Source organism: Clostridium ragsdalei P11, assembly GCF_001675165.1.
Lineage (GTDB): Bacteria > Bacillota > Clostridia > Clostridiales > Clostridiaceae > Clostridium_B > Clostridium_B ragsdalei.
The window spans coordinates 1-20,897 of the sequence record NZ_LROS01000028.1; the positions used below are offsets into that span (position 1 = coordinate 1).

Annotated in this window: 24 protein-coding genes and 1 tRNA gene; 4 read left to right on the forward strand and 21 right to left on the reverse strand. The window is 29.5% G+C overall.

The window, feature by feature from the left end; all coding sequences use genetic code 11:
- Positions 1-370 precede the first annotated feature (370 nt).
- Entirely contained in the window at positions 371-1,225 is an 855-nt protein-coding gene (locus tag CLRAG_RS12590; RefSeq protein ID WP_065078754.1) for an ammonium transporter, read from the reverse strand.
- 298 nt (positions 1,226-1,523) lie between these two features.
- Positions 1,524-1,599, reverse strand: a tRNA-Thr gene (locus tag CLRAG_RS12595).
- 302 nt (positions 1,600-1,901) lie between these two features.
- On the opposite strand from CLRAG_RS12595, the gene hsp18 (CLRAG_RS12600) reads away from it, so the two are divergent.
- Together hsp18 (CLRAG_RS12600) and hsp18 (CLRAG_RS12605) are read left to right on the forward strand one after the other, a co-directional pair.
- Complete coding sequence (gene hsp18 / locus CLRAG_RS12600) at positions 1,902-2,348, forward strand: heat shock protein Hsp18 (protein WP_065078755.1); 447 nt, start codon at positions 1,902-1,904, stop codon at positions 2,346-2,348.
- A 54-nt stretch (positions 2,349-2,402) separates the two neighbouring features.
- Positions 2,403-2,849, forward strand: a complete 447-nt coding sequence (hsp18, locus tag CLRAG_RS12605) for a heat shock protein Hsp18 (protein WP_065078756.1) — start codon at positions 2,403-2,405, stop codon at positions 2,847-2,849.
- 72 nt (positions 2,850-2,921) lie between these two features.
- Here hsp18 (CLRAG_RS12605) and CLRAG_RS12610 read toward each other — a convergent pair whose 3' ends face one another.
- The 12 genes from CLRAG_RS12610 to CLRAG_RS12665 form a co-directional block, all read right to left on the reverse strand.
- Complete coding sequence (locus tag CLRAG_RS12610; RefSeq protein ID WP_065078757.1) at positions 2,922-4,256, reverse strand: replicative DNA helicase; 1,335 nt, start codon at positions 4,254-4,256, stop codon at positions 2,922-2,924.
- Positions 4,257-4,355: 99 nt separating this feature from the next.
- Positions 4,356-6,251, reverse strand: a complete 1,896-nt coding sequence (gene lonC / locus CLRAG_RS12615; RefSeq protein WP_065078758.1) for a Lon family ATP-dependent protease — start codon at positions 6,249-6,251, stop codon at positions 4,356-4,358.
- Positions 6,252-6,263: 12 nt separating this feature from the next.
- A complete protein-coding gene (gene rplI / locus CLRAG_RS12620; RefSeq protein ID WP_013240836.1) occupies positions 6,264-6,707 on the reverse strand; it encodes a 50S ribosomal protein L9 in 444 nt (147 codons plus the stop codon).
- Entirely contained in the window at positions 6,708-8,693 is a 1,986-nt protein-coding gene (locus CLRAG_RS12625; RefSeq protein ID WP_065078759.1) for a DHH family phosphoesterase, read from the reverse strand.
- 18 nt (positions 8,694-8,711) lie between these two features.
- Positions 8,712-9,698 carry a YybS family protein gene (locus CLRAG_RS12630; protein WP_065078760.1) on the reverse strand — a complete coding sequence of 329 codons (987 nt, stop codon included), beginning with the start codon at positions 9,696-9,698 and terminating at the stop codon, positions 8,712-8,714.
- Between the two features lie 11 nt (positions 9,699-9,709).
- Entirely contained in the window at positions 9,710-10,027 is a 318-nt protein-coding gene (locus CLRAG_RS12635) for a MazG-like family protein (protein ID WP_013240839.1), read from the reverse strand.
- Positions 10,028-10,190: 163 nt separating this feature from the next.
- A complete protein-coding gene (gene rpsR / locus CLRAG_RS12640; RefSeq protein WP_013240840.1) occupies positions 10,191-10,448 on the reverse strand; it encodes a 30S ribosomal protein S18 in 258 nt (85 codons plus the stop codon).
- Between the two features lie 21 nt (positions 10,449-10,469).
- Positions 10,470-10,910: a single-stranded DNA-binding protein gene (locus tag CLRAG_RS12645; RefSeq protein WP_013240841.1), complete on the reverse strand. Its 441-nt coding sequence runs from the start codon at positions 10,908-10,910 to the stop codon at positions 10,470-10,472.
- Positions 10,911-10,922: 12 nt separating this feature from the next.
- Positions 10,923-11,210: a 30S ribosomal protein S6 gene (rpsF, locus tag CLRAG_RS12650; RefSeq protein WP_063601244.1), complete on the reverse strand. Its 288-nt coding sequence runs from the start codon at positions 11,208-11,210 to the stop codon at positions 10,923-10,925.
- Between the two features lie 104 nt (positions 11,211-11,314).
- Complete coding sequence (locus CLRAG_RS12655) at positions 11,315-11,527, reverse strand: DUF951 domain-containing protein (RefSeq protein WP_065078761.1); 213 nt, start codon at positions 11,525-11,527, stop codon at positions 11,315-11,317.
- Positions 11,528-11,530: 3 nt separating this feature from the next.
- Positions 11,531-12,421, reverse strand: a complete 891-nt coding sequence (locus tag CLRAG_RS12660; protein ID WP_065078762.1) for a mechanosensitive ion channel family protein — start codon at positions 12,419-12,421, stop codon at positions 11,531-11,533.
- 15 nt (positions 12,422-12,436) lie between these two features.
- On the reverse strand, positions 12,437-12,688 hold the full coding sequence (locus CLRAG_RS12665) for a putative Se/S carrier protein (RefSeq protein ID WP_065078763.1): 252 nt from the start codon (positions 12,686-12,688) through the stop codon (positions 12,437-12,439).
- A gap of 355 nt (positions 12,689-13,043) precedes the next feature.
- On the opposite strand from CLRAG_RS12665, the gene ytvI reads away from it, so the two are divergent.
- Together ytvI and yyaC are read left to right on the forward strand one after the other, a co-directional pair.
- Positions 13,044-14,099 (forward strand): sporulation integral membrane protein YtvI, encoded by a 1,056-nt coding sequence (gene ytvI / locus CLRAG_RS12670; protein WP_065078764.1) that lies wholly within the window; start codon positions 13,044-13,046, stop codon positions 14,097-14,099.
- A gap of 78 nt (positions 14,100-14,177) precedes the next feature.
- Positions 14,178-14,765, forward strand: coding sequence for a spore protease YyaC (gene yyaC / locus CLRAG_RS12675; protein WP_065078765.1), 588 nt, complete (start codon positions 14,178-14,180; stop codon positions 14,763-14,765).
- Positions 14,766-14,778: 13 nt separating this feature from the next.
- Here the strand turns inward: yyaC and CLRAG_RS12680 are convergent, their stop codons facing one another.
- The 7 genes from CLRAG_RS12680 to mnmG form a co-directional block, all read right to left on the reverse strand.
- Complete coding sequence (locus tag CLRAG_RS12680) at positions 14,779-15,009, reverse strand: YkuS family protein (RefSeq protein ID WP_065078766.1); 231 nt, start codon at positions 15,007-15,009, stop codon at positions 14,779-14,781.
- A 56-nt stretch (positions 15,010-15,065) separates the two neighbouring features.
- Positions 15,066-15,569, reverse strand: a complete 504-nt coding sequence (locus tag CLRAG_RS12685; RefSeq protein WP_065078767.1) for a DUF4446 family protein — start codon at positions 15,567-15,569, stop codon at positions 15,066-15,068.
- Between the two features lie 52 nt (positions 15,570-15,621).
- Positions 15,622-16,482 (reverse strand): ParB/RepB/Spo0J family partition protein, encoded by an 861-nt coding sequence (locus CLRAG_RS12690; RefSeq protein WP_065078768.1) that lies wholly within the window; start codon positions 16,480-16,482, stop codon positions 15,622-15,624.
- Positions 16,483-16,489: 7 nt separating this feature from the next.
- A complete protein-coding gene (locus CLRAG_RS12695) occupies positions 16,490-17,257 on the reverse strand; it encodes a ParA family protein (protein ID WP_065078769.1) in 768 nt (255 codons plus the stop codon).
- A 133-nt stretch (positions 17,258-17,390) separates the two neighbouring features.
- Positions 17,391-18,164, reverse strand: coding sequence for a nucleoid occlusion protein (gene noc / locus CLRAG_RS12700; RefSeq protein ID WP_065078770.1), 774 nt, complete (start codon positions 18,162-18,164; stop codon positions 17,391-17,393).
- A 99-nt stretch (positions 18,165-18,263) separates the two neighbouring features.
- Positions 18,264-18,977, reverse strand: a complete 714-nt coding sequence (gene rsmG, locus CLRAG_RS12705) for a 16S rRNA (guanine(527)-N(7))-methyltransferase RsmG (RefSeq protein ID WP_065078771.1) — start codon at positions 18,975-18,977, stop codon at positions 18,264-18,266.
- 25 nt (positions 18,978-19,002) lie between these two features.
- Entirely contained in the window at positions 19,003-20,889 is a 1,887-nt protein-coding gene (gene mnmG / locus CLRAG_RS12710) for a tRNA uridine-5-carboxymethylaminomethyl(34) synthesis enzyme MnmG (protein WP_065078772.1), read from the reverse strand.
- Between the last annotated feature and the right edge of the window lie 8 nt (positions 20,890-20,897).

Consider the following 20,897-nt stretch of genomic DNA (forward strand, 5'->3'; position numbering starts at 1 on the left):
ATTTGAGCATCCTCGATATCTCATAGTAACCACAGCTAATACTAATCTAGTAAATTTAGAATTCGTAGTGTTTTTTAGCTCAATTAAATCTTCAATTTTATAATCATACAGTGATTCTATTTCAAATAATTTTCTTCCCATAATTAAAACTCCTTTCTCCGTACATTTAGTATTTGGAGAAGAATTTTAATTATTCTGTATAAGTTAATATTTTAGTTAGAAACCCTATATCAAGTACGATTTCAAAGGTTACCTACACTTTTTAGATTTTAATTCCAAAATCACTTAAAATACAAATTTATATTATGCATTTAAATTTTATACTATTTTATAAAGACTTTTCAACTATATTTTTATATTTATATTAAATTTACAGTCCTCCATAGGCTTCTTCTCCATGTTCTGTAATATCTAAACCTATCTGTTCATCTTTTTCACTTGCTCTTATACTGCTTACAACATTAATTACTTTAATTATAATAAATGTAACTACTGCTGCATATATAATACTAGATAAAATACCTATAACCTGAATTCCAATCAATTTCGGATTTCCATGTATTAATCCATTTCCACCAGCTGAATTTACTGACTTCCATGCAAATATTCCAGTAGCGATTCCCCCCCATATTCCTCCTACACCATGACATCCAAAGACATCTAATGCATCATTATATCCAAACTTAGCCTTAATAAAAGTAATAGATATATAACATATAACTCCTGCTACTAAACCAACAATCATTGAAGCTAGGGGGCTTACAAAACCTGCAGCCGGAGTTATAGCTACAAGACCTGCAACTATTCCACTAACAACTCCAAGAGAAGTTACTTTTTTTCTATAAGCAAATTCACAAACACTCCAACTTACAACTGAAACTGCTGCAGTTACTATGGCAAACATAAGCTGAAATACCATAAATGCTTGCTGTGGAATTGTACTTCCATAATTTGCATTCGGTGCAAATTCTACTCCTTTTAAGCCAGCAAAATTAAGACCACCTATTAATCCTCCTATATCCTTTCCAAAACATAGCGTATACCCTATAAGTATCCACTGAATAGATACTATTGCTAGAGCCGAATAACTATGAAGGGTGCTGTTTAATGTATTCTTGCCTCTAACCATTCCTCCATAAAATAACGCCAACCCTGGAGTCATAACCATTACCAGTACTGTGCTCATAATTACAAATACAGTATCTGCTCCATTTACTCCACTCATAAAACACCTCCTAAAATAAATTAAAATAACAAACTTATTTATATAATACTAATTTTTGTGCAAATTATCTATAGTTATATTATAATTTCTATTAATTTATCATTTTTTACATATTTTTGTTGATTATTTTAAAATAAAGTGTTGAATGAAAATTTAAAGAATATGAGTTTTCATTGATCACTCTATATTGGTATTAAGTCCAATCAAAGAGCACAAAAAAACACCCACTAGTCTACTGTAATATCACTACAATAAACAAGTGAGTGTTTCTGTATTTAGAACCTGTCAAATTCTTTATTGGTGCTCCTAGCAGGATTCGAACCTGTGACCTACTGATTACGAATCAGTTGCTCTACCATCTGAGCCATAGGAGCAAAACACAATACTATTTTAATACAAAACTCTATTTTAAGCAAATATAAAAAAATTTTTTTTATATTACTATCATAATTATCCAAATATGATTAATTTCTTAGCATATCTTGAAAATATATGGATAGCACTAAATTATATAGTTAGCTCTAATAATAACTAATCATATCTATGCAATTCATTTATTTTTAGACTTTGACTTTCTTTGACCTTTATTGTACTATAATAACTGTAATAAGGATTTACAAAATATAAAAACAGTTTAGAAAACATAGAAAATAAAATCTATAAGGAGGTATTCATTATGTTTGATATGGTTCCATTTAGAAAAAACAATTCTTTAAAAAGAGGTGATGCATTCGATAACTTTGTAGATTCATTCTTTAATAATGACTTTTTCGCACCTATGAACATGAATGGTTTTGACAATGGTTTTAAAGTTGATCTTAAGGAAAATGAAACTTCTTATGTAGTTTGTGCTGATCTACCAGGAATAAATAAAGATTCCATAGACTTAGATTTTAACAGTAATTATTTGACTATATGTGCAAAAAGAAATGATTCTATTGAAGATAAAAATGAAAACTTTGTAAGGCGTGAAAGAAGATACGGTGAATTCAAAAGAAGTTTTTACATCGATAATGTAGATGATTCAAATATTACAGCTTCCTTTAGAGATGGAGTTTTAAGAGTTGATCTTCCAAAACTTAATAGAGAAAAAGGAAATGGCAAAAAAATAGATATACATTAACGAAATTTGATAATTTTTAAAAAATAATAAAATTATATTTAGGAGGTATTCATTATGTTTGATATGGTTCCATTTAGAAAAAACAATTCTTTAAAAAGAGGTGATGCATTCGATAATTTTATAGATTCGTTCTTTGACAATGACTTTTTCACACCTATGAACATAAACGGTTTTGGCAATGGTTTTAAAGTTGATCTTAAGGAAAATGAAACTTCTTATGTAGTTTGTGCTGATCTACCAGGAATAAATAAAGATTCTATAGATTTGGATTTCAATAATAACTACTTGACCATATCTGCAAAAAGGGATGACTCTATAGAAGATAAAAATGAAAACTTTGTAAGACGTGAAAGAAGATATGGTGAATTCAGAAGAAGTTTTTACATTGATAATGTAGATGACAAAAACATTACAGCTTCTTTTAAGGATGGAGTTTTAAAAGTTAGCCTTCCAAAACTTTCACAAGGTAAAAGACAAGGTAAGAAAATAGATATACAATAAAAAATTACTTACTACAAAATTAATATAACCAGACTAAAAAACACTGTAAATAAACTTTACAGTGTTTTTTAGCTATTCCTGATGTATAACATCTAAATTACCAAATTTACTAAACTGACCCATCCAGGCCAATTTTACAGTTCCTGTAGGACCATTTCTCTGTTTTGCAATAATACATTCCGCAATATTTTTATCTTCTGTATCCTTGTCATAGTATTCATCCCTGTACAAAAACATAACTATATCTGCATCCTGCTCTATTGATCCGGATTCTCTTAAATCTGACAACATAGGTCTATGGTCCGTTCTAGCTTCAGGCGCACGTGATAATTGAGACAAGGCAATAACAGGACATTCCATTTCCTTTGCTAGTGCTTTTATGGATCTGGATATCTCTGAAACTTCCTGCTGCCTATTTTCTGAGCCTTTGCCTCCGCTCATAAGCTGTAGGTAATCCACAACTATCATATCTATACCATGTTCCATTTTTAATCTTCTGCATTTAGACCTCATTTCCATAATGGTTATACCTGCAGTATCATCTATAAATATCTTTGCAGCAGCAAGAGGCCCTGACGCTCTAGCTATATTTTCCCAGTCCTTATCTTCCAAATTTCCCGTTCTTAAATTCAACATATCTACATGTGCCTCAGAACATAAAAGCTTATAAGCTAATTGTTCTTTTGACATTTCAAGAGAAAACATAGCTATTTTTTTACCTTCCCTTAAAGCAGCATATTCCGCTATATTTAAGGCAAAAGTTGTTTTACCCATAGAAGGTCTAGCTGCCACAAGTACCATATCTCCCTTTTGAAAGCCCGACGTCTTAGCATCTAACTCTCTAAATCCAGAGGCTACTCCTGTAGTTTCACCTTTATTGTTGAATAACCTCTCTATTTCAGTAAATCCTCTTTCAAGTACAACATTCATAGGCTCAAAATCAGAAACTTTTCTATTACTTGACAAATCAAATATAGATTTTTCAGCCATATCAATGGTTCCTACAACATCATCTTGGTTTTTATAACTTTCTTCTATTATCTTAGTAGAAGCCCTAATAAGTTTTCTCAGGACAGATTTATCTTTTACAATTTTTATATAGGATTTTAAATTAGCAGTGGATACTATTGATCCGCTTAGTTCACTTATATAAGTTATACCACCTGCTGCTTCAAGTTTTGATCTCGATTTTAAGTTTTCAGTCAAAGTTATTATGTCTACAGCTGTATCTTTTTTATATAAATCAAGTATTGAATCAAAAATAACCTTATGTGAATCCTTATAAAAATCCTCGGTGTTTAGAACTTCCATAGCTTCAACTATTGAAGTTTTATCAATAAGCATAGATCCAATTACACCTTGTTCAGCCTCTATATTATGAGGTATGCTTCTAATAGATGTATCCATACAGATGCCTCACTCCCTAGAATTAAATGTTACCATTTGCTTAATTGATCTACAGGTGAAATAGCAATTGTTTCAAATTAACACTCTGCTTATTTAGAATTAGAAGATCAATTCCATAAGTTCCTCGATATTTGATACAGCCTTAACTTCTATATCCTTAATATCAGCAGGTACTTCTTTCAAATTTTCTACAGGTAGTAACATTGTCTTTATTCCCTTTCTCCTGGCACCATAAGCTTTTTCAAATATTCCACCTACAGGTTTTATCTTTCCTCTTAAAGATATTTCTCCTGTTACAGCTACATCTTGCCTTAAAGGTTTTTGTAAAAGGGCGCTTATAATACACACCGTAATAGCAGCTCCTGCTGAAGGACCATCAATCCTTCCTCCACCTATTACATTTACATGGATATCATAATCACACATATCTTTATCTGTTATTTTTCTTATAACTGAAGCGGCATTAAATACAGAATCTTTCGCCATACTTCCTGCTGTATCATTAAATCTTACAATTCCCTTGCCTTTTTCTTTAGCTTCAAATGTAACGGCTTCTATTTCTATAGTAGAGCCTATATATCCACTTACTCCTAGTCCATAAATATGACCAATTTCATAGGTAGACTTTGAAGGCACTTCTTCAAAAGGTATAAATCTACTTATAGATATAACTTTCTTTAAATCCTCTACTGAAATTTTAACTTTATCATTTAAATCACTTATTCCATTATTATAAAGTACATATCCATAGACATCTGATAATATGTTAATAGCTTTTCTGCCTTCAATTGTATATTTACTTATAAGTTCAGATACCCCGCTCTCAATTTCAATATTAAGTTTTTCAGCGGCATCTTCCACTATTTTCTGTATATCCTTCACAGAAAGCGGCTCAAAATAAACCTCAGTACATCTTGATCTAAGGGCAGGATTTATTTCACTTGGCTCTCTTGTAGTAGCTCCTATAAGTAAAAAATCTGCAGGAGCTCCCTTTTCAAATAAATACTTTATATATTTAGGTATATTCTCATCATCTGGATCATAATATGAAGATGAAAATTCGACTCTTTTATCTTCGAGTACTTTTAGCAACTTATTCTGGAGCATTTCATCCAATTCTCCTATTTCATCAATGAAAAGCACTCCACCATGAGCTTCTGTAACAAGTCCAGGTTTTGGTTCTGGTACTCCTACTTCCGCTAAGTCTCTCTTAGTTCCTTGGTATATCGGGTCATGTACAGAGCCAAGAAGTGGATTTGTAATTTCCCTAGGATCCCACCTTAAAGTGCTTCCATCTACCTCTACAAACTTGGCATCTTTTCTAAAAGGTGTAAACTTTAACTTTTTAGCTTCTTCTAAAGCAATTCTAGCTGCTGTAGTTTTACCTACTCCCGGTGGTCCATATAAAATTATATGCTGCGGATAGGGTGATGCTATTTTAGACAGTATAGACTTTATAGCTCTCTCTTGGCCAATTATTTCATCAAAAGTTTCTGGTCTTAGAAGTTTTTGAATGTTTTTGCTAAGCCCCTTAGAATCCAGTACCTCAAGTTGAGCATACTTTTTCAAAGTTTTTGCATTTTCAGGTCCTTTTCGCTTTTTTATAATACTGAGTCTAACCTCATCCATATATTTATCCTGATGTTCTGTAAGGTTTTTCTCTACTTCCTTTTCAATCTTAGTTCTTACATATCTTTCTGCTAATGTTTCTGCTATCCAATTATTGGTATTTTCTAGTGCATCATATACATTTGATTCATCTGGTATCTCAGTTAATCCTTTTCCATCACTAACTATTTTATTTAGAGCATATATTCTTTCAAATAAATTCTCACTATTCATATAACCTTTTAAATTATACCTTACTACTCTAGAGTTCACAGTACCTTTATCCATTATTTTTTTCAAAAGATCATATAAAACTTTTACTTGAGTATTTATTGGAATAGAATCATTTAATTCCCTATTTAATCCATCAACAAATTGTAATTTCACAAATTTTCCTCCTTATTTCTCTGCAATAACTACTTTTATTTTAGTGGATATCTCAGGATACAATTTAACTTCTACATCATAGGTACCAAGTTGTCTTATGTTGTTAACTGCTATTTTCTTTTTATCCACATTTATATGAAATTTTTTGTTTAATTCATCTGAAATGTCTTTTCCCGTTATTGATCCAAACAACCTTCCATTTTCTCCTGACTTTACAGTTAATTTTATCTCTTTTCCCTTTAAGCTAGCAGCAAGTTTTTGTGCTGCTTCTATTTCAGCAAGTTTTTCTTTTCTCTCTGCTTCCTTTTTGTTATTCAATATATGAAGATTTGACTGATTTGCTTCTTCTGCAACTCCCCTTGGTATTAAATAATTTCTAGCATATCCGTCTGAAGCATTTATTACTTGCCCCTTTTTCCCTAAAGTTTTTACGTCCTTTAATAATATAACTTTCATCTATTCTTCACTCTCCTCAGTATATTCATTTATAGCCTCATCTAATTTTTCTATAGCCTCATCTATGGTTACGGATTCTAATTTAGCTCCTGCCATAGTCATATGCCCTCCCCCTCCTAGGCCTTCAAGTATAATTTGAACATTTATATCCCCTAAGGATCTAGCACTAATAAATACTTCATCTTTTATTTTAACAAAAACAAAGGATGCTTGAATACCTGTAATATTTAGTAGCTCATCTGCTGCTTGGGCAACTAATAATAAATTTGCCATTTCTGGAGGACATACTGCTATAGCAATACCATTTTTTATCTTTGCCGATTTTATAATTTCAGCTCTCTTTAAATAAGTCTCGAAATCATAGGAAAAAAGCTTTTTTATATCTATGGTGTCTGCTCCCAATCTTCTTAAAAATGAAGCGGCCTCAAAAGTTCTTACACCAGTTTTAAAATAAAAATTCTTTGTATCCACACATATGCCTGCAAGAAGTGCTTCTGCCTCTATTGGTTTTATATTTGGTTTTTCTACCATATAAGGCAGCATTTCAGTAACCAACTCAGAGGTAGATGAAGCATAAGGTTCAATGTAACTTAAAAGAGAATTTTTAATGAGATCTGTAGTTCTTCTATGATGATCTATTATAACTATTCTATCAAACTTCTTAACTAATTGCATATTTTGTACATGTCCTTCACTATGTACATCTACAATTATAAGAAGGCTATTTTCATCTATCTTATCTTCACAATTTTTGCTGTGTATAAAAACATTATCGTATTCCTTCTCTTCTTTTATCTTATCTAATATAACTTTTATGCTTTCATTACTATCATCTAATATGATAAAGCATTCTTTATTCATTAAACTAACTACACTGCGAATTCCAACAGCAGATCCTAAACAATCTATATCTGGTTTCATGTGTCCAATTATAAATACATTTCTACTATCCTTTATTATATCTACAAGAGCCTGGGCTATTACCCTAGCCCTTACTTTTGTTCTTTTTTCAATTTCCTTAGTCTTTCCTCCATAAAACAAAAGCTTATCTCCATTTTTTACAACTGCCTGATCTCCTCCACGTCCTAGTGCCAATTCCTTAGCCGATACTGCATATTTTTCATTCTCTAAAGGAGTATCACCACCCCTGCCAATTCCAATACTTAAAGTTACTGCAAGTTTATTTCCCATATTTATTTCTCTAATAGTATCAAGTATTTCAAATTTCTTTTCCATTTCTTTTTCTATGTACTTATTTTGTATACAGAATACATATTTATTTGATTCATACTTTCTTATCATAGCATTTAAATTTTGAGCATAACTATTTATAGTTCTCTCTATTTCAGCTATTATAAGTGGTCTATCGTCTTCTTCCATAGGCTTTACTACATCATCAAAATTGTCTACTTCCATTAACATTACTGCATCTTTGTTTGCATTTACTGAATTCATAATTTTAAAGGGTTTTGTTACGTCATAGAAATATAAGAGTATAATTTTATCTTTAGAGTTTTCTGAAGTATCAACTATATTAGTATATATATCATAATATTTGTCCTTAATCTTTATATATCTAAATATAGTTTCCTTTCCATTTGCCACCTGCTTAACATTAAAATCTCTTACCACATTCTTAATATTTTGACCTAGTATGTCTTTTCCTTCTAGTATAGAGGAAAAATTTTGATTATACCAGAGTACATCACCGGTGATTTTTATTATAACAAGTGGAAAAGGAAGTTTTACAAGTGTATTTCTGGTAGCTATATCAAGTTGAGATGAAAAATCTTCTATAAACTTTTTCCACTTACTTTTTTTATATTCCGTATTTTTTACATTGTAAATTACAAGAAATGCATATAGACAGATAGCTATACTTCCAACTATCATATGCCCATATGCCATCAATATTAAAATAAGAAGAGCAATTATCACCATGTACACTTTATTACCCTTTATAAAGTAATTGTACTTATTATCCATTAAATGAGCCCCCAGTTACTATTTTTTCAATTTTCTATAAGGGTCTAGTTTCCTAAAGTCAAATACCATGTCTATAAATCCAGCCAAGCCATACACTAGGGACAGCTTAGTCATAACTGTAAATACTATAATCAAGACAATAATTTTTTTAGATACCTTATACCTATTCATAAGATAGTATGTAACCAATGATACTCCATCTAGTAAAAATACAAGTTCAAGTATAAGTCCTGAAGAATTAATTAAATACTGTCCAATTGCCATGTTGTTTCTGTTAAATAATATTCCTAAAACAAGTGTAACACCAACTAATGTTCCTATTCTTGTATTCATATACCATTGATTAAAAGGTTTTGCTTCATTAACTTCATATTTTAACTTTTTAAGCACAGCCCTTGTTATTGTGTAATTTAGATATGCCAAAATAACTGAACTAGCTATAATTACTCCTGGAATAAGTCTCATAATATATTCTGGTGTAAACATCTTAACTAAATCTTCTATAGATGCCAATTGACTGCTGGATACGCCTGCCTGCTGATAAATACTTTTACTTATCTCCATGGATTGGTTGAAATTTTGCACTATTTTACTTACAAAACCATATATTCCATCATTACTCATTAAAACTATGTATATAGTCGTATAAATTGTTGTTCCTAAAGCCATTGCTATAGAAAGAAAGATAATTGTAGTTCCAAAACTTTTTTTATTTTTTACACAATATCCTAGTGCAACTCCTGTAAATCCAACCATTATTATTGAAGATATTGCATATATAGGATTATAAAACATTGCTATAAATATACCACTAGCTATTACAGAAATCAAAGTAACCTTATAATTATGCCTAATATACAAAATCGTTATAGGTATTGGTACTATAAAATTAGCAACTACGGAAACTATAGGTACATATATGTTTACAAGCATTATTATTACTGTAAGTGCTATGGTAAGCCCTGCTTCTGCTAGGGCTCTTGTGTTATATGTCTTATTCTGCATTTTTACCTCCATTATTCCCTTTCTTTGAGATAACTATATAGTTTACTTAAATCTTTGCCATCCTTTTCTATTTTGTCTTCTTCAATTATACCAATTTTCAATTTCTTTTTCATAGTTTGATCTACTGATTTATGTGAATAGCCAAGCCTCTCTGCAAGTAAATATAATACTATTATTCCCCCGGAAATACAGTCTAGTATGGATTCTTGTGCTACATTACTGCCTCTTGTAAGCAATTTAAAAAAATCTGCTACTATACATAAAAGATTAGCTTTTAAATCTTCTATTATCTTAACATTATACATTATGTTGAAATTTTCTTTTTTCATACAATCATCCTCCTAGCCTTTAATTATATTTTAGTTGCTTTCATAGCTTTATGCAATAAATTAACATTGATTATGCTGCCAAATCGTACATAAATTAAATCTATAGTAAAAAACTAAATATAATTTAAAAAAAGTGAAGAATAAAAATTCTTCACTTTATAAACTACTCTGTTGTAAATGGCAGTAAAGCTATGTTTCTAGCTCTCTTTATAGCTACTGTAAGTTCTCTTTGATGTTTTGCACAGTTTCCAGAAATTCTCCTTGGAAGGATCTTTCCTCTTTCTGTAACATATTTTCTTAATTTATTTATATCTTTATAATCTATAAATTCAGATTTGTCCATACAAAAAGCACAAACCTTTCTCTTAGCTCTTCTCATTTTGCCGGAATTTCTTCTTCCGCCTTCTCTATTATTTGCCATAATGCTTTCCCCTCCTTACTTTTAAAAAGGTATATCTCCATCATCCACTGGAGTAATATCCTCTCCATAAATATTCTCATCAAAGTTTTGAGTTTTTCCAAAATTTTCAGATGAAGTTTGATTATATGAGTTCTTTGCAGATTTCTCTCCCCATTCTAGGAATTGAACTTCTTCTGCAATAACCTCAGTAACATATCTTCTAGTACCGTCTTTAGCTTCATAATTTCTAGTCTGGATTCTACCACTAATACCTATAAGTTTTCCTTTACTCATATAATTTGCAGTAGATTCAGCTTGTTTTCCCCATACAACTATAGGTATAAAATCCGCTTCTTTTTGTCCATCTTTAGAAAATCTCCTATCAACGGCTATAGTAAAAGTGGTAACTGCTGTACCATTTCCTGGTGTAAATCTCAATTCTGGATCTTTGGTTAATCTTCCAATTAAAACAACCTTATTCAATCAAAACACCACCTATTTTTCATCCTTTACTATTATATGTCTTATAACTGTATCTGTAATCCTGAACACTCTGTCTAACTCTTTTGGTAATTTAGGATCAGCATTAAAATTTATTAAGGTATAATATCCTTCGTTAACTTTGTTTATTTCATAGGCAAGTTTCCTCTTACCCCAAACATCAACGTTTTCTATTACTCCTCCACCATTTTCTATTACACCCTTAAACTTTTCTATGTTAGCTTTGCAAGCTTCTTCGTCTAATGATGGCTGTAATATAAATATAGTTTCATACTTATTCATTGATTCCACCTCCTCCCTTTGGTCTAATGGCTGTGATTTCACAGCAGGGACTACAGTTATTCATTTTACTACTTTTTTAATATTAAATCAATTAATTTTTTTAATTATTGTATCTCTTTCTCATCAGGTGAATTTTGCTTAATTATTTTTTTTACACTTTTCTCAAATTTACTTCGTGGAAGCATAACTATTCTTCCACATCCACAACACTTAATCTTTATATCTGCCCCAAGTCTTATTACTTCCCACTCATTACTACCGCAAGGATGTCCTTTCTTCATTTCAACTACATCACCAATGTAATAAACTTTTTTCATGTACTATTCCCCCTTTAAATTTTTTATTACTAAATAAGGAGTTTTTATGTTTTCCTTTTTTAAAATTTCTCCTATTTCCCTTCTAAGTTTCATCTCCATGTCCCACTGCGTCATAGCCTTAGCCTTACCCGCTACTCTAATGGTTACTCTGTTATCTTTTATATTTGTTATTCCCTGAACAGTAGGTGCTTGGGTAATGGAACTATTTTCTTTAGCAAAATCTTCACATAATTGTGTCATTATTTCTATGACTTTTTGAATATCCTCATCATAAGAAATTTCCACATCTACTGTAATTCTTATGCTTCCCTTAGAATGATTGGTTACTTTTGAAATAAGTCCATTAGGTATTATATGAAGATCTCCATTAAAATCCCTTATTTTAGTAACTCTAAGTTCCATACTCTCTACAATGCCACTTTTATCATCTATACTTATGTAGTCTCCTACGGAAAATTGATCCTCAAATAATATAAAAAACCCATTTATAATGTCTTTTATAATGCTTTGAGCACCTAATCCAACAGCCACACCTCCTATTCCTGCAAAAGTTAAGCCAGTTACACCTACTTTAGGTGATATAACTGTAATTATTGTAAATATTCCAAAAAAGTATACTGAATATCTTAATACACTTTTTAAAATAGCTCCTATAGTTTTAGCTCTTTTATCATTCAATGAAATTTTAAAATTTTTCTGTCTTGAAACATATCTATTTATTATTTTGTTTCCTAATTTAACGATGAGATACATAACTATAAGTATAAATATCACTTTAATAATTATCCAAATAAAATTATACATAGCTTGTGTGGATATGGATAATTTACCTATACTAATATTATCTCCAGACATACTAACTTTAAAAAAAGAAAAAACCCCACTTTCTTTCATGTTTTACCTCCAGAATTATAAGCAAATTTGCTTATATCCTAAATTACTTCTTTCATAAATATTTTTAATAGTTAACTTTTCTTCATTTATCAAACTTTTTACTGTATCTATATCCTTACTGTCAATTTTTATACTTATACCACAGCTTTTAGTTATAACTATTGGTGTAGGCATTATATTTACGTCTACTCCCTGTTCTTTTAAAATTTTTTCTCCATTTATAGCTCCGTGAGTATTTTTAAAAGTTACTACATAATATTCTTTCATAATTATAATCTCAGTTTATTAAACCTGAACCTCCTTGTAAAATTTTACTATTATGTTATATACAACAACTCTAGATTACTTTATAATTATTGTATAAAGATTTACTTTTAGTGCATAATTTTAATAAAATTCTTTAAAACCAATGCTTATTTTTTATATACCATTATATCAGAAATATGTTTTTTATGGATATATCATATAAACTTAACTAATAATTTATCTTAAAATTGTAAAATCTATGTACCCAACAATATAATTATATAACAAAACACATTTTATTTTTCATATAAACATAAAAAATATGTTTTATTTAATTTATTAATTAGGAAAGATCAGGAAAGGAGTCTCTTAAATCGTGAATGAATTGATAAACAAAATAAATAGAATTAGTTTATTTATTATACTTTATACTATAACTTTTTTAGTGTTCTTCAGTACGCTTAATTACACATTGCCATTTGTTTTAGCTTTTGTTTTTGCTCTAATACTAAAAAGACCTACTCTTTTTATTTCGAGAAAACTTAGAATCAGCAATGCACTATCCTCTTTAATTACTACTATAATATTTTTTACCATAATAATAACAGTATTGTCATTTGGAATAACGGTAGTTACACAAGAAGCCATACAATTGGGTAAAAGCACTCAGCTATATATTTCTAGGAATTCTGATAATGTTTATAACTCTTTTTATAAATTACAAAAATACTATAATAACTTAGACCCTTATATAATAAATACTTTAGAAAAAAACTTTACAAATTTTATTACTAAATTGTCAAATATAGCAGTAACTGTTTCAGGTAAATTAGTTTCTTCTTTAATAAATCTATTGACTACAATTCCTTACATATTAATGGTAATATTTTTCACACTACTTGCCACATACTTTTTTACTAGAGATATGACTTCTTCTAAAATAAGCATGAATACTTTGATACCGCAAAACAAAACAGATAAGATATTAAAAATATATAATGAAAGTAAACGGATGTTGGAAAATTACATGCTATCCTATATTGTAATAATTTTAATAACTTTTTTGGAAACACTCATAGTATTTTCACTGTTTAAAATTAAATATGCCTTAATCCTCAGTATAACTTGTGCTATAGCAGATTTGCTTCCTATTATAGGAATTGGTGCTATATATTTACCTCTCGCTATTATTTATCTGGCGATATTTAATAACTACATTATCTGTACAGGATTAATCATATCTTATATTTTGGTTTCAGTTATAAGACAAATTATAGAGCCTAAAATAGTTTCCTCATCTCTTGGTATACATCCTGTAGCTGTACTAGCATCATTATTTATAGGTTTAAAAGCAGACGGACTTATAGGAATAATATTTTGCATATTTTTAGTTGTATTCTTTAATATATTTCATAAATTAGACATGCTGTAAAGTTTTATAATAAAAAATGTAAAATATACGTATAATTAACCTCCATATGGCAAAAATCATAATATAGGAGGTTTTCTTATGATTAAAAAATTAACGTTAGATTCCACATCTAGAAATTCCGTATACACTTTAAGAGATAAAATAAGTGATGAAATATATCCAGTTGTTAAATCCGGTAGAACTATAGTAATACTTTGTATAGGAACAGATCGGTCTACCGGAGATAGTTTAGGTCCAATAGTAGGAGATAAATTGAAGTTTTTAATGAGAAATAGAGTTGAACTATATGGTAATTTACAATATCCAGTACATGCAAAAAATCTTAAAGATATTATAACTGAAATAAATTCTAAATACAACAAACCTTTTATAATAGCAATTGATGCTTGCCTTGGCACTATTCAAGATGTAGGCAAAATAATAATAGAAACAAAGCCTCTTACCCCTGGATCTGCAATGAAAAAATCATTACCACAAGTAGGAGATTTAAGTATAACAGGTATCGTAAATATCTGCGGAGCCATGGAATTTATGGTCTTACAAAACACCCGTTTGTTTACTGTTATGCAACTTGCAGACACAATTTCTAAAGGATTATATCATTCCATATTAAAAACTATTGGTGGTAAAAAAAATACAAGTTTTTTTCAAAATATAGAAGCTTAATGTTCTATTTATACTAAAATACTCTATCCCTAAGTATATACTCTATTTCTTCTATATTCTTTTTTCCTAAATCAATTATCAAAATATCTTTATTTTTTATATTTAAATTTGCAAGTCCATTATCTTTTAACTTGCAAATTATAACATCATATTTAGTATCTGAATCATCTGTTACTATTATATATCCTCTTTTTTTCAATTCATCACTTATATAACTTAGATTTTTAGTAACATATATTTTCATATAAAGAACCTCCTTAAAAGATAATTTTCCCTTAAGGAGGTTCTTTATGTAAGTTATTATATTTTCTTATTTACACATTCTTCTAAAACTTGTTTTTCTTCTTGAGATAACTCATATCTTGACATTCCACTATCAATAGGTTTTGCATAAGTAGTACTTTCATCTCTTCCATATATTCCTGTAATTATTACACCATCATTTTTTCCATCCAGCAGTGCAATTGAAAAACTCAAGTCACTTCCTACATCCTCAAAAGCCCTGTATCTTATAATGGATATTTTTTGGATGCAGTCCTTTATTTTTAAATTTAAGCTATTGTAAAGTTCTTTCATGTCTTTAGATTGTTCTTTTACATCATCTATATTATCTAAGTAACCTACAATAAGTTCTTCTAAATTCTTATTGTTTGAACCTCTCATGATTTTTCTATATCTTTTTTCCAATCTGCTTAAAGATGTAAAAATCACCATATTCATAATTAACAATATCAATACTAATACAGCTAATCCAATTATAATATAAGGTTGTAAACTTCCTATTAAGTTAATAATGTTTTGCATATCTTTCTCCTTTCATAAAAATGTTTCACATGAAACATTTAAACAAGACTTATCAAATTTTTAGTATATCTAATATTCTCTGCAAATCTTCTTGAGAATAATATTCTATTTGTATTTTTCCTTTATTTTTTTTATCCATTAGTGAAACCTTAGTGCCAAATAAATCTTCTAGTTTTTCTCTTATATCTACATAATAGGGATTTGCTTTTTTTATATTATCATTCTTAGCTGCCTTACTAGAATTTAGATTTTTAATAATTTTTTCTATATCTCTAACTGTTAGATTTTCATCTATTACATTTTGTGCTAATTTATATTGTAGTTCCCCATCTCCCACACCTAAGAGTGCTCTACCATGGCCTTCTGTAATAACTCCATCTATTATATATTCTTGAACTCTGCTGTCTAAATTCAAAAGTCTCATACAATTAGTAATTGCAGTCCTAGATTTACCTATCTTTACACTCAATTCTTCTTGAGTTAAATTAAAATCATTAATTAATCTTTTATAAGCTAAAGCCTCTTCTATTGGATTTAAATCTTGCCTCTGTATATTTTCTATAAGGGAAATTTCTAGAATTTCCTTATCAGATAAATTCATTATGATTGCAGGCACTTCTTTAATATTAGCTAATTTTGCAGCTCTCCATCTTCTCTCACCTGCAACTATGCTATATACATCATCTCCTGTTTTATTAAGTATAAGTGGTTGTATTATACCATGCTCTTGTATTGATTGAGAAAGCTGTAATATTTTTTGTTCATCAAAGTTTTTCCTAGGTTGAGTTTTATTTGCACTTATTAAGTCAATATCAATAAGTATTGTATCCTTTTTACTTTCTAATTTCTCTTCCAACGCATTTTCAGGTATCAACGCTCTAAGTCCTTTACCTAATCCATATTTTTTATTCAAACCTCACTCACTCCTTTTGCCTATGCAAAAATTCTTTAGTTAATCTTTCATAAGCTTTAGCACCTTTACATTTATCATCATAAAGTACTATAGGTAGTCCAAAACTAGGAGCTTCAGCTAATCTTATATTTCTAGGTATGGTACTTTTATATACTTTATCTTTAAAATATTTTTTTACTTCTGAAATCACTTGAGTAGATAGATTAGTTCTTCCATCACACATACTCATAATAACCCCTTCAATTTTTAAATTCCTATTTAATGATTCTGTTATCAATTGTACTGTGTTAATTAGTTGTCCAACACCTTCCAAAGCATAAAATTCGCATTGAATAGGTATAATCACACTATTTGATGCTGTAAGTGCGTTTATAGTCAAAAGTCCCAAAGACGGAGGACAATCTATAAATACAAAATCAAATTTAGGAGTTAACTTTTTCAATTTGTTCTTTAATATATTTTCTCTATTTTCTTTATTTATTAATTCCACTTCAGCTCCAGCTAATTCTATAGTTGATGGAACTATAGAAAAATTATCTATCAATTCACATTTTTTTATAACATTATCTATTTCAATGTCTGAAGTTAATATATCATATGTGGAAACCTCTAAATTTTCCTTATCAATTCCCAATCCGCTAGTAGTGTTACCTTGAGGATCAATATCTATATTCAATATTTTATATCCTTGCATAGCCAAATAAGCACTTAAATTGATACAAGTAGTAGTTTTACCGACTCCACCCTTTTGATTAAATATGGATATTACCTTCATCTAAATTTCCTCCTTCCAGTTTTATATATTCATCTTCTAATTATATATTTTTATTTAAAAGAATAAAAGAGTTTTTATTGTTAATTACTACTTAAATTCTTATAAAAAAATAAAATGTTTCATGTGAAACATTTTATTTTTTAGGAATAGTAATTATAATCTGAACCTCGTCGTCTGAATCCTCTGAAGTATACTTTGCATTCAATCCATATTTATCAAAAATCTGTTTAATTGTATTTATATATACTTTAGGAGAAAATATTCCTTTTATTTTCTTTCTTTTATTTTTTTTATTACTAGTAAGCTTGTCCAATTCTTTATTGATAAGCTCTTCCGTTTTTTTTACATTCAAAGATTTCTTAATTACAATTTTTAATATTTTTTTCTGAATCTCCAATGTTGGAAGTTTTAATAAAGCTCTTGCATGCCTTTCAGTTAAGTTATTCTCTAGTAACATAATTCTAATTTCTTTATCAAGTCTAAGAAGTCTAATCTTATTTGCAATAGTAGATTGTTTTTTTCCTATAGTTTCAGCTAGTTTCTCTTGAGTATAAGAATGATCTTTTATTAAATTATAGTATGCTTCTGCTTCTTCTAAAAAATTTAAATTTTCCCTCTGCAAATTTTCTAAAAGTGCAATTGCAGCAGATTCTCTATCACTTATATCTACTATTATTACAGGAACTTCAGTAAGCCCTGCCTTTTTTGCTGCTCTCAGTCTTCTTTCTCCAGCAACTAATTCATATTTATTTTCACCTAATTTTCTTACTGACAGTGGTTGAACTATTCCATATGAACTTATAGATTGAGCTAACTCTTCTAAACTTTCTTCATTAAAATATTTTCTTGGTTGATATACATTAGGTAAAATTAAATCTACGGGTATATAATTAACGTTCTTTTGCATATTTAACCATCCCTCTTATGTTTCCTATTATTAACATTTCTTCACCGTTTTATAAAATCCTTCTAATTTATATAATTTTCATTCTACAAATTATTACATTTATTTTAGTGGTTTTTTAGAAACCATACCTGCTTTTCTTGGATACATATTCGGTGTTCTCTTAATTTTTTTTATTACGACTAAATTATGATTAAGATCATCATTTTCTATTTTTATTATATCCTCTATTTTCCCACCTAAAATACTAACAGCTTTTTTACTTTCCTTAATCTCATCCTCAACAGATGGACCTTTCATAGCCACAAAATATCCTCCTAATTTTATATAAGGAATACAAAATTCGCTTAGAACAGTTAAATTTGCCACTGCCCTTGAAACTGCTGCATCAAATTTTTCTCTATACTCAGTATCTTTAGAAAAATCTTCTGCTCTTCCGTGTATACATTTTATATCGCTTAATTCAATATCTGATATAACTTGATTCAGAAAGTTTATCCTCTTATTTAGTGAATCCAAAAGTACTACTTTTATTTGCGGATTAACTATCTTCATAGGTATACCTGGAAATCCAGCTCCTGTTCCTATATCAATAATATTAGAAATATCTCTTAATGGTGAAAATTTAAATATTTTTACACAATCTATAAAGTGTTTTTTTATTATATCTTCATCTTCTACTATAGTAGTAAGATTAATTTTGTTATTCCAAAATTTTAATATATCCTTATATTTTATAAATTTATTATACTTTTCTTCATCAAATTCTAGTCCTACATCTTTACATGCAGTATCTATAATTTTAAAATATTGCATATTTAGTTCTCCAATCTACCTTCATTTACAGATCCTTTTCTCTATATTTTTTCTCCATATAAATCAGTAAAACAGAAATATCTGCTGGAGAAACTCCTGAAATTCTAGAAGCCTGACCTACACTCATAGGTCTTATCTTTTTCAACTTTTGTGTAGCTTCTATTCTCAATCCATTTATCTTATCATAGTCTATGTCTTCAGGTATAATTTTATTTTCAAATTTTTTAAATTGACTTACTTGTTCTAACTGTTTTTCAATATACCCCTCGTATTTGGAAATAATATTAACTTCTTCCTGAATATCTTCTCCAAGCTCTGGTCTATCTACATCAAGTGGTTGCACCTTAAAATAGTCAAGTTCTGGTCTTTTAATAAGCTCATACAAACTTGTAGTTTTCTTCAATTCAGAAGAACCTATAGAATTTAAAAAATCAACTACTTCTTTTTTAGGCGTTATGTGAATATCTTTTATTCTTTCAACCTCTTTCTCAATGTCACTTTTTCTTTTTAAATATTTTTCATATCTTTCTTCGCTAACAAGTCCTATTTTATGTCCAAGTTCCGTAAGCCTCAAATCTGCATTATCTTGTCTCAGTATCAACCTATACTCTGCTCGTGACGTCATCATTCTGTAAGGCTCCTGAGTTCCCTTTGTAACTAAGTCATCTACTAAAACACCTATATATCCATCTGATCTCTTTAAAATAAGAGGTAACTTGCCTTGCGATTTAAGAGCAGCATTTATACCTGCAATTATTCCCTGAGAAGCAGCTTCCTCATATCCTGAACTTCCATTTAACTGACCTGCCCCAAACAATCCTTCAACTTTTTTAAATTCTAGTGAAAGTTTTAGTTGCGTTGGATTTATACAATCATATTCAATAGCATAACCTGTTCTTAAAAACTCTACATTTTCAAGTCCAGCTATAGTTCTATACATAGCAATCTGCACATCTTCTGGCATAGAAGTAGATGCCCCATCTACATATAGTTCGTCCGTATTTTCACCTTCAGGCTCTATAAATATCTGATGCTTTTCCTTATCTGGAAATCTCATTACTTTATCTTCTATTGAAGGACAGTACCTAGGACCTACAGATTTAATAGAACCATTATAAAGTGGAGATCTATTTATATTATCTCTTATTACTTTTAAAGTATTCTCTGTAGTATACGTTAAATAACAAGATATTTGGCTTCTATTTAAATTTCCACTCATAAAAGAAAAAGGAACTATTTTCTTATCACCTGGTTGTTCTATCATTTTTGAAAAATCAACACTTCGCTTATTTACTCTAGCTGGAGTACCAGTTTTAAACCTTCTAAGTTCTATACCAAGATCAAGCAAACTTTGAGAAAGGTCATTAGCAGGCATAAATCCATTTGGCCCCGAACTATAACTTACGTCTCCTATTATAACTTTACCCTTTAGATAAGTTCCTGTAGCCAAGACCACAGTTTTCGTTTTAAAATATGCTCCATTTTTAGTTAATACACCACATACTTTTCCGTTATCATCTGTTCTTATACTTAGTACTTCTATTTGTCTTAAAGACAAGTTACTTTGTTTTTCAAGTACTTCTTTCATTCTAACTGAATAGTTTTTCTTATCAGCCTGAGCCCTAAGTGAATGTACTGCTGGCCCTTTAGAAGTATTGAGCATTCTTGACTGTATAAAAGTATGATCAATGTTTACGCCCATCTCTCCACCTAAAGCATCTATTTCCCTTACTAAATGCCCTTTAGCAGTTCCACCAACATTAGGATTACAAGGCATAAATCCTACACTATCTAAATTCATTGTACACACTAAAGTCTTACAACCCATTCTAGCAGCTGCAAGTCCTGCTTCACAACCTGCATGACCTGCTCCTACAACTATTACATCATATTTTTCTGAAAAATACTCCAATTTTAACT